The 2,305-nt window shown below is 64.5% G+C and carries 1 protein-coding gene; it reads left to right on the top strand.

Annotation, left to right across the window (positions count from 1 at the left end):
• A partial coding sequence (locus ARC63_RS00750) for a hypothetical protein (RefSeq protein WP_057502277.1) occupies nucleotides 1–2,305 on the top strand: 2,305 nt, incomplete at both ends.

The raw sequence follows: 2,305 nt of genomic DNA, 5'->3' as shown, positions 1-2,305 counted from the left end.
AGGATGAGCAAGGCGGCATCGAGGGCGAGGCTGAGATCATGTTCGGCCGCGAGGACCAGCAGCTCAATCCGTGGCTTCCGCCGAATCTCGGTGCTGCGCACGGCGCCTATCGTGGGCTGGTCACTGTCCTGTTCAAGGGCGGAAGGTGGTCGGCCTTCACCCCCTATCCGAAGTCGCCCAGCTTCGTCCTGCGCCGGATCAAGGAAGGCTGGCAGGATGGCGTGTGCTGGTATCCGGAGAAGGTGAAGATCCTGCTCGACAAGGATGCAAGTGAGGTCGTTTCCGGCTTCCGCTCCGTGTCCTGGAGCCTGCCCTGCATCGATATGCAGGGTTCGTTTTGCACAGTGCCTGGCGATAGCGAGGACAGCTTCACCCTCAATGGCACCGGCGCAACGATCTTCCAGGTCGGCTTGCGGATCAGCGGCTCGGTCGAGACCAAGTACTACAGCGGTGGTTTCCCGATGCCAGGCTCGCCCAGCTTCATCAAGGGCGGCACGGGTTCGGGAAGCATCCTGCCCAATCACAACGTGTATCGCCTGGAGATCAGCAATCCGCCGGCGACGTACCACCTGAACTACACCCCCAATTTTGAGTCTTCGCGCCTGATCCTCGACGGCGCGCCATTGAATGTCGAAGTGGCCAGCAATGCGACCGTCAGGCTGCAGGCGCTGACGATCGATGGCCTGCAGGATGCGCCCAGCCAGTGGCTGACGGCGCGAGTGGAGAGCCTGGATGCCAAGGTGCCGCTGGTCGGGATGAATGCCGCCCACATCCTGTACGACAGCATTACCCACGAAAGCATGGGGGCCGAACCCATCTCGGTGATCGACGATGCCAGCTTCCGCGCAGCCGCGGATGTCTTCTTCGAAGAGGGAATGGGCCTGTGCCCGATCTATGATCCAGATAAGGAGTCCATCGAGCAGTACCAGCAACGGATCTGTGATGCTGCAGGGGCCGTGCTCGTGCAGGGCATGGATGGTCGGTATCGCCTGAACGTGCCGCGCGGGAAGTACGTTCTGGACGAGCTTCCGGTGCTGACCGACGACGACATCCTGGATTGGGCCGAAGAGCCCGCCACGATGGACAACGCCTGCAACCAGCTGTTCGTGAAGTACTTCGACCCAGTCGAGAACGCGATCGGCACCACCCCCGCACTGCAGTCGCTGGGCGCGATCCAGGCTTTTGGCAGTGTGGTCTCGGAGAAGGAGGATCGCTCCGGCGAGGTCGCCAACGTGGATCTGGCCCTGAAGATCGGCGCCCGCAATCTGCGTGCCAAGGCCACCTCGCTGCGCAAGTTCGACCTGACCACCACGCCCGTGGCCCGCACGTGGTCACCGGGCAGCTACTTCCGCCTGCAGGCGCCCAAGCGGGGCATCGCCGACATGGTGTGTCTGATGGGCGAGAAGCGTGGCGGCACCCTGAAGTCCGGCGCCATCACCTTCAGCTGCAGTGAGGACGTCTACAGCCAGCCCAATTCGGTCTATGTCGGAACTGAGCCAGGCGGGAAGCCGCCGTCGACGGCGCCGACCGTTTCGCCGCACCAGGTGGCGATGGAGGTGCCCTACGTCGTGCTGGTCTCGCAGCTCAGTGCGGCCGACCTGGCACAGCTCAGCAGTGACGTCTCTTTCCTGCTGGCAGCCTCAGCGCCACCAACGGTGGGGCAGTACTTCCGCCTGATGGCTCAGGCTGGCGGGGCGGAGTACAGCTATCGCGGCCGGGGTGACTGGTGCGCAAGCGCTGCCTTGGTCGAAGAAGCCGGCTATCGCACCGAGAGCTTCACCCTGACCGATCCGCTGGATCTGGGCTCGGTGGCCGTGGGCGATATCGCCCTGGTTGGCGCGGAGATTTGCCGCGTGGATGCCATTGACGCGGCTGCGATGACCCTCACGCTGGGCCGTGCCTGCGCCGACACGGTGCCTCATCTGCACGCGCCGGGCGCCCGCGTGCTGTTCCTCACCGACTTTGCGACCGACACCACCGAGTACGTCGGCGGTGACACCGTCCACGCCAAGCTGCTCACCCGTGGCGCGTCGGCGCTGACGGACCTGGCCGACGCGCAGGATCTGGTGGTCGAGATGGAGGATCGCCAGGCCCGGCCGTATCCGCCGGCGGACGTGCATATTAACGGCGAGCTGTACCCAGAGGACGTCGTCGGTGACGCTGTTTTGAGCTGGGCCCATCGCGATCGCGTGGCGCAGGCGGACCAGCTGGTGGATACCGGCATGGCCAGCATTGGGCCTGAGCCAGGCACCACCTACACCGTAACCGTGTATGACGCCGCTTCCGGCGCCCTGGTTGTCTCCTA

Origin of the sequence: Stenotrophomonas geniculata ATCC 19374 = JCM 13324, from assembly GCF_001431625.1 — a bacterium.
GTDB lineage: Bacteria > Pseudomonadota > Gammaproteobacteria > Xanthomonadales > Xanthomonadaceae > Stenotrophomonas > Stenotrophomonas geniculata.
Note: the sequence above shows the minus strand (reverse complement) of the source record. Positions and strands in the feature narration are given on the sequence as shown.